The organism is Ruoffia sp. FAM 24228, assembly GCF_045528575.1.
Classification (GTDB): Bacteria; Bacillota; Bacilli; order Lactobacillales; family Aerococcaceae; genus Ruoffia; species Ruoffia halotolerans.
In genome coordinates this window covers 1-8,063 of record NZ_JBGQQZ010000088.1, presented here as the reverse complement: position 1 = coordinate 8,063, position 8,063 = coordinate 1, and the positions used below count along the sequence as shown (strand labels likewise).

The 8,063-nt window shown below is 36.6% G+C and carries 5 protein-coding genes and 2 pseudogenes; all 7 read right to left on the bottom strand.

Annotated elements, in window-relative coordinates; genetic code table 11:
• Nucleotides 1–129: 129 nt before the first annotated feature.
• Nucleotides 130–648 (bottom strand): annotated as a pseudogene (locus ACEN33_RS11385) (PTS sugar transporter subunit IIC); the annotation flags it as partial.
• A 112-nt stretch (nucleotides 649–760) separates the two neighbouring features.
• Nucleotides 761–1,699 (bottom strand): 2-dehydropantoate 2-reductase, encoded by a 939-nt coding sequence (locus tag ACEN33_RS11380; RefSeq protein WP_407090902.1) that lies wholly within the window; start codon nucleotides 1,697–1,699, stop codon nucleotides 761–763.
• A gap of 353 nt (nucleotides 1,700–2,052) precedes the next feature.
• Nucleotides 2,053–3,462, bottom strand: a complete 1,410-nt coding sequence (locus ACEN33_RS11375; RefSeq protein ID WP_407090901.1) for an MBL fold metallo-hydrolase — start codon at nucleotides 3,460–3,462, stop codon at nucleotides 2,053–2,055.
• 32 nt (nucleotides 3,463–3,494) lie between these two features.
• A complete protein-coding gene (locus ACEN33_RS11370; protein ID WP_407090900.1) occupies nucleotides 3,495–4,826 on the bottom strand; it encodes an ABC transporter substrate-binding protein in 1,332 nt (443 codons plus the stop codon).
• 11 nt (nucleotides 4,827–4,837) lie between these two features.
• Nucleotides 4,838–5,659, bottom strand: a complete 822-nt coding sequence (locus ACEN33_RS11365) for a carbohydrate ABC transporter permease (protein ID WP_407090899.1) — start codon at nucleotides 5,657–5,659, stop codon at nucleotides 4,838–4,840.
• A gap of 15 nt (nucleotides 5,660–5,674) precedes the next feature.
• Nucleotides 5,675–6,565: a carbohydrate ABC transporter permease gene (locus ACEN33_RS11360; protein ID WP_407090898.1), complete on the bottom strand. Its 891-nt coding sequence runs from the start codon at nucleotides 6,563–6,565 to the stop codon at nucleotides 5,675–5,677.
• Between the two features lies 1 nt (nucleotide 6,566).
• Nucleotides 6,567–7,613: pseudogene (locus tag ACEN33_RS11355) on the bottom strand (ABC transporter ATP-binding protein).
• Nucleotides 7,614–8,063 lie beyond the last annotated feature (450 nt).

The window sequence follows — 8,063 nt, the reverse complement described above, 5'->3', positions numbered from 1 at the left end:
GACACCTTTACAATATCAGAATGGGGTTCTTTTTTCATCACTTAACAGGTGAAAATGAAAAAGTAAATTTAAGCTGCCGTTAGGCAGTTGGCACATGTTTCAACGAAAAGTATGAATTGTTCAGGATTCAGTAAAAGTATTAATAATAGAACCGATACCTGTTGTGATATAACTGACATATGGTAAAAGGAAAACACCAATAAGACCAGCGCCACAACCAACAACTATTGGAGTCAATACGATAGCAACTGATCCAAAACTGTCCTTAATCCAAAGAATCAGTAACACTGCTATAGACGCAGTCAACATCGTATTGATGATATCTCCTGTGCCTGCACCTACATATGCCCCAGCTTCAACATTGAACTTGATTACACCGCTACCGATAAAAGCAGCTGCTCCAGTGACCATCATTGTCATTGGTTTAAACCCGAATTGGTGAGCAATCAATGTTCCAATGATCAAAGGCGTTCCTAACTGAAAAATAACTGCTACTTGAGTCAAGGTAACTGCAAAAACATTATCTCCAAAGAATTTTAAAATACCTGATAAAACCGCATTTGATATTAGTCCTATGATAATTCCCAAAGCCGTCCCATTTAACACTTTATTCATAAACATTTTTGGTGATATTTTTTCGTCTGTCATATATTCGCCTGACTTTCTATTCTATATTTTATATCTTTTACTTCTTTTCATGATTCCAATGATAGTCCATATCATGTTTCAATTAAATAATTCAAGTCGTTAAATTAATACCTTATTTTGCTTTTAAAATCTCTTCTTTACAGTGAATCAACTCTGTTAAGAATTTACAATAAGGAGTACTGATACCATACTTTTCACCTTTTTTAGCAACAGCTCCATTAATGAAGTCTATTTCTGTTAAACGATGATTTTTGATTAGATCTTGATACATTGAAGGATAATGTAATCCAATGGTTTCAGGATCGTAGGTCTCTTCAATATGATGAATCACTTCATCTACATCTAATGAAACGTTTTCGTGTTTGGCAACAGCTGCAAATTCGGAAACAATGCTTGTCACTATCTCATGAGCATATTTGCAAGTACCGAAGCCTGTGATATTACAATCTAAGATCGTACATAAACCGTTTAACGTCCCATTAACACAAGCTTTACGATAGATAGAATACCGGATATTATCTGAATAGCTAGCATTTAACCCAGCCTCGGTCAACACATTAGCGATTTCTTCAGCTTTCGCACTTTGCCCCTCTCCAAGATTTTCGAGTTCAACTGATCCAGTTCCAAAGAGTTTAGCTTTACCAGGGCCTTCAAGCCCAGCTGTCCACATTGTGTTACCAATGAAAATATGGTCCAAGCCTACATATTTTTCAATGATCTCTTCATGCCCAATACCATTCAACAGACATAATACATCAGTTCGATCATGGATAATCGGTTTCAATGCTTGCATCATGTCGTCCAACTGCAGTGCTTTAGTAAATAAAATGATAAGGTCCGTTTTAAAGTCGGTTGGGATGTCACATTGCAAAACTGCCGGAATTTTTTCCACAATATCCTTCTCATTGAAATTTGCCTTAAGTCCATCGCGATTAATTGCCTCTACATGCTCTTTCCAACCATCAACCAAGAAAACTTCCTGTCCAGCCTTATGAAGCATTAATCCGAAACGACTACCCATAGCACCTGCACCAGCAATAGTAATTTTCATCATTTTCCTCCTTCTCGCAATAGGTAGAAACTTATAAAAACAAACCCATCTGAGTATTATTAGCCATCAGCTAGTAATAGGATATGAGGATGTTGATAAAACTTTCACCTTGTCGCTTCTGTTTTTGTATATTATATCACAATTAAATTATTTTGAAAGTAGTATTAAGACAAGTTTCAAATTATCAAATAGTATTTGGCCGTATTAAATCTTAATATAATAATCTGTCCCTCAACATAGAGTAAATAACCAGCAAAAAGCAAAGAGTGCCATCACAACCGTATTGTTTTGGCACTCTACGTTACATTTTTAATGGTGTAAATCCTTTAGTCTCACCTAAATTATTTTTGAAATCATATTTTAGAAGAATTATACCTTTTATTCTTTTGTGGTAAAGATATCTTTAAACCATTTTTTGCTAGAATATTCCCATAGTGTTTCGGTTTAAAAGTGTGCCATGGCACTGTCAACTTAGCTTGAATAGTAGTTGCTACTTTTAACAAATCTTCCTGACTAGCATGCCCACTTGCTCCAAATGATACAAACTTAAATTGATATCTTTCTAAAGTTTCCTTCATTTCCTTAAATCTTGGATCATAATCTCCTAATGGCTCACCATTTGAATGCAAATAACTACCACTAGGCAGTGTCATTAATCGATTGAGATGTTTAAAGCTATTCTGAAGGACATAATGAGATGGATTTTGCCGAATATCATCCAGTGTAACTATCTTGGCACTTGAATCATTCAACAACCTATTTTCCTGTGACAAATCTTTTTTTGAACGATTTTTTACCCCACTATACTCATCATCTGTGAAATTATCTTCAAATTCTTCTTTTAGCACATAAAGTAGTAGATTTGGATAAAATGCTCTGAGAATAGTCGCATAAGGTTTCTCTAATATAAGTGGTCGGTCGGCCTTATTTGCTAGCTCGACTAAATTTTTTAATCTTTCGACATTTCGAATATATGGATTCAGAACTAATAACTCTGTACTAGTCTTCAATAAATTTTCAAAATATCTCCTTAAATCGTGCTCTGTTACCAGAACGACTTCGTTTTTCTTTTCCGCTTTTTCCGTAACCGCTTCTTCAATTGTATCGTTTGAATCGTCAAAGCTAAAGCTTGTCCCTTCAATCAACAACATATCTGGTTGCCACTCTTTAGCCTTCTCCACCCATCTTTTAATGGTCTCTGGATGGTCACCATTTAGTCTTAAGTCTCCCGAATGAATCACTTTATAACCTGGTGTACCGATAAATAAAGCACTGATACCAACAACATCGTGATCACTCTCATAAGCTACTACTGAAATATCACCGACATTAACTGTTTTTTCATAAACGAATGGTCTAATTGAAGCCATTACGCTCTCGTCTTCACCAACTTTGATTAACTGTTCAAACAATTTTACCGAGTCCTCAGATAGATAGACATCCGTACCCTTTGGTAAAAACCGTAATAAAGCCATATGATCTAAATGCAGATGAGAAATGAAAATCGCAGTGTTTTTTGTACTCTTTGAAACATCAGATAATACAATATCTTTAAATTTACTTGTCTCGAATAGGTTTGGAATTGCTGGAATAAGGCCCGTTACTATACCTGCTTCTAGTGGCGTATAATCATTGTCAAGAGAGGCTGCCGATAAATCCCCGGCAGCCCCAAAATCACAAATGACTCTACTTGTTTCGGTCGCAACTTCTACAATATTTCCACCAATCGTATCAAGCCCATTCCAAAACCTGATTTTAGTCATTTTTACACCATGTTTCTAGTTATTATTGTTTTTTAGTTATTGTCTGTAATAATCGTTTTGGTTTGATCTTCTAGAGATTGTAGTGATTCTTTAACATCAGCTTTATTAGATAATACATTGTCGAGTGTTTCTAACAAGACATTTCTGAATTGTCCAAACCCAACAAATGATGTTTCAGATTGTCCATAGGCAAGTTCTTTGTTTGCTGCTTCGTATTCAGGATGTTCTGCAATGTAATCCTTGTAATCTTGTTCATCTTGAGCAGACTTTCTGATTGGAACATATCCTGTAGCCATAGCCCATTCTGCAGTATTTGCAGGTTCCAATAAGAACTTGATAAATGCCATACCACCGGCTTGTTGTTCTTCAGAAGCCGAAGAGAATATCCCCAGATCATTACCCGCAAAGAGCGTTAATTGTGAGTCATTATAGGTAGGAATTTCAGCAGTTCCCCATTCTATGCCACTTTCTTCAGCAGGTTCTGCAACATGAGATACTCCCGCACTAGATCCAATATAAAGGGCACTTTCATCACGATCAAACGGTCCTGAGAAGTGACCATCTTCTCCGGCAGTACGCGCATAACCTTTATCGATGAGATCCATCACAAATTGCAATGCTTCGACACTTTTATCGCCAGCAATATCAGTTTCTAAGGTTTCTGGTTCTATGAATTTAGCCCCAGCTTGCTTGGCAATCGTTTCATATTCCATTTCAAAAGAATTCTCAAATCCCATTGCAACTCTGTCATCACTGTTAGAAGTCATCTTTTCTCCTAATGCAACAACTTCATCCCACGTTTCAGGCACTTCGACATCATATTCATCTAGAACAGATTGGTTGTAATACATAATCCGAGTAGATTTTGAGAAAGGAAAAGCATAGGTTTTACCGTCATACTTTGAACTATCCAAAAAGCCTGGATAAATATCGTCCAATTCTTCTTGACTAAACCCTGTATCCCCAGTCATCAAATCGTCTAATGCAATTAACAAGCCGTTTTTAGTATAGTCTGGCGCATTTCCCGGTGTAATTTGTGCTAATGTTGGTAAATCGCCAGACGCCCCTGCGGCCATAATCGATTGCTGAAGTGTATCGTAATCTCCTTGATTTTGTTCTACAACTTTATAATCCTCTTGAGAATCATTGAATGCCGCCACTAATTTAGTAATTTCCTCTTGGTGGGGGCCATTCATAGCATGCCAAAAAGTTAATTCAACCGGTGCTTTATTATCGTCATTTGAACCAGAGTCCCCACCGTTAGATGAATTATTACCATTATTGCTACACGCTACTAATGTGAAGGCACTTGCTAATACAAGTGCGCCGCCTACGACCTTTTTGTATCCTGAAAGATTTGTCATTATTCCGCTCCTTATCCTTTAATGCCACTTTTGGAAATCCCAGCAATAATATACTTTTGTAAGAAAATGTAGATCACTACCATAGGAATGATCACTATTGTTGATGCTGCCATCAATAACTGAAATTTTGTTCCTGCTTCTGTCGTAAAAGCTTGTAATCCGACTGGAAGTGTCCGCATGCTTTGTTCGTTTGTCACAATAAGTGGCCAAACAAACGAGTTCCAACTTCCAATGATTTTTAGAACTGCAATCGCTACAATACTAGATTTACCTAAGGGTACCATCACCTCCCATAAGAACCTAAAATCACTCGCCCCATCCACTTTTGCAGCATAATAAATTTCGTTTGGAACGGATTGAAATGTTTGTCGAAGCATGAAAATCGAAAATACACTAGCGAGCCAAGGCACAATCAACGCAAAAAAAGTATTAATCCAACCAAAGCGTGATAGTGTCACAAAGTTTGGAATTAACAATAGTTCACCTGGAACCATCATTGTTCCCATTAAGATTGTAAATATCAGGTTTTTTCCATAGAATTGTAGTTTTGCAAATGCAAAGGCTGCAAATATGGTAGTAACTAACTCTCCGAGTGTTGAAAAAGTGGTAACAATAATACTATTGATCATGTATCTACCAAATGGAGCGGCATTCCACGCAGTCACATAGTTACTGAACTTCCAACTCTTTGGAATCCAGATTGGTGGCATCGCAGTAGCTTCTCCAGCCGTTTTTAAGGATGTAGAAACCATCCAAATAAACGGTAACAGCTTACTAATAGCTCCAATGCCCAACAAAACATAACAAATCGTGAGTTTTATTTTTTGAGTCATTTTAAAAAGGCCCCCTTAGTAATGGACGAATCGCCGATTATAGATCATTTGAATCAACGTGATGATCAAAATAATCACAAACAGAACGACTCCAGCGGCAGCTGCAATGCCATATTGATATTCTGTATAGAACTTTTCATATAAATAATACACAACAGTCAATGTGGATTTAGCTGGTCCAGGACGGCCTTGGAACATGGCATAAACTTCATCAAATACCTTAAAACTATTGATTGTCCCAACAACAGTGATCAAAAAAGTTGTTGGACTCAATAAGGGAATCGTGATATTTGTAAATCGTTGCCATTCTCTTGCACCATCGACTTCAGCAACTTGATAATAGGTTTTGTCAATATTGTTCAACCCAACTAAAAACAATATGATATTGAATCCCAAACTTTTCCAGATAGCCATAATCACTACCGCTAACATGGCGTATTTAGGATCTGTCAACCATGCAATTGGATCTATCCCCAAAAAACTAAGAAAGTAGTTCATTAACCCAAATCTAGTGTGGTAGATCCAGCTCCATACTAATGAAATAGCTACGGTACTCGTGACAAATGGCAAGAAGTAAACTGTTCTAAAAAAACTAGAAAGCCATTTAATTTGATTTAATAAAAGAGCAATCGCAAGTGATAATACGATTGAGACGGGAACTACTCCTATTACAAAAATGAATGTGTTCCGCACAGCTAAATAAAAATTAGGGTCATTGAATATTTTAACGAAGTTATCGAACCCATATGCATTCACGATATTTTGGAAAAAATTATAGTCCGTATAAAAACTCATAGCGAATGATTTATAAATTGGGTAAATATTAAAAATGACCAATATTACCAATGCCGGAAGTAAATAAAGATATGCTTTCAAGGAACTTTTTAAAGTGGGTTTTTGGATCATGTCACGCCTCCTTGATCGCGATTGACTGGCCTGCTTGGTCAAACAAATGAATATCTTCGCTATCAGCTACTACGCTGACTTTATTTCCTAATTCGTAATGGTTCAAAACGTCGCTGATTGTCACCTCTAAGTCACCATTGATTAGTTTCAAGGTACTCTTCTTACCAAATCTTTCCAGGTGTTTCACTGTTCCACTAAAGAGTGCTTGCTCTTCATTAGTAACTGCCCTTAAGTTTTCAGGTCTAACCCCTATACTGACTGCTTTAGCTAAGTCAGAAGGTGAAAAATTCAAACTTGAAGTATTAATGACATCATTAGTAGTAGGTAATATATTGATAACAGGATTTCCCAAAAATTGTGCTACAAACTGATTTTCAGGGAAATCATATAACGTTTGTGGTTCACTATTTTGCTGTATATGCCCATCATTAAGCACCATTACTTGGTCAGAAATACTCATGGCTTCTTCCTGATCATGAGTCACAAACACGGTAGTAATATTAGTTTCTTGTTGAATTCTTCGAATTTCTTCTCTCATCTCGATCCGTAATCTCGCATCAAGATTTGATAACGGTTCATCCATCAATAGAATCTGTGGTTTTTTAGCTAAAGCCCGTGCAATTGCTACCCGTTGTTGCTGACCACCTGATAATTGTTTCGGTTTTTTATGAATATGTTCTGAAATTTGCACGAGATCAGCCAATTCGGTAGCTCTTTTGAGACGATCTGTTTTTTTGACATGTGCAATCTTAAGCGGAAACATAATATTCTCTAAGACAGTTAAATGAGGATATAAGGCATAGTTTTGAAACACCATTCCCACTTTTCATTTAACAGCATCTAAAGCAGTAACATCCTTATCGTCAAAGTAAATATGACCACTATTCGGTTTGATCAACCCTGAAATTAGCATCAAGGTTGTCGACTTCCCGCAGCCACTAGGGCCAAGTATCGACATCAAGGAATGTTCGGAAATCGTGAAATTTAGCTCATGTAGTACTTCTTTATCACCATAGTCCATGGTGACATTTTCAAATCTAACTTGCACGCGATTCACCTCTTAAGATATTTTGTAAGAAAACAGCGAATGCTGCATTGTTCATTGGTTAAAGTTTGGCACATTAAGCCTTAAAAAAGTATTCAAAATCCTTTTTGTTTGTAAATTTAATGTAAATTTTTTGGCGATAATATAGAGTTTTAGCCCTTTTTATGCTATGCTATAATGCTATATGTGTTTCCAATTGTAAGTCTCTCAATTCTGTTTTATTAGCGGTATTTTATCGCCTTTCTCTCTCTATGTTTTACCCTTATCATCGCTTACTAAATAGGATTAAGATCTTTTATTTCTTTGCTTCTTTATTAAATTAATGGCCAATCGAGTAGGAGACTAGCCATTATTTGACTAGTCGACCTCTCACACCACCGTGCGTACGGTTCCGTACACGGCGGTTCAATACCTTGCGTAAGCAGACTCTACCAATTCGCTTAGTGGAACTAA

Excerpts from the sequence above, each read along its gene's own strand:
- ACEN33_RS11375 (WP_407090901.1), bottom strand. The coding sequence starts at position 3,462 with ATGACTAAAATCAGGTTTTGGAATGGGCTTGATACGATTGGTGGAAAT.
- ACEN33_RS11370 (WP_407090900.1), bottom strand. The coding sequence starts at position 4,826 with ATGACAAATCTTTCAGGATACAAAAAGGTCGTAGGCGGCGCACTTGTA.
- ACEN33_RS11360 (WP_407090898.1), bottom strand. The coding sequence starts at position 6,565 with ATGATCCAAAAACCCACTTTAAAAAGTTCCTTGAAAGCATATCTTTAT.
- ACEN33_RS11380 (WP_407090902.1), bottom strand. The coding sequence starts at position 1,699 with ATGAAAATTACTATTGCTGGTGCAGGTGCTATGGGTAGTCGTTTCGGA.
- ACEN33_RS11365 (WP_407090899.1), bottom strand. The coding sequence starts at position 5,659 with ATGACTCAAAAAATAAAACTCACGATTTGTTATGTTTTGTTGGGCATT.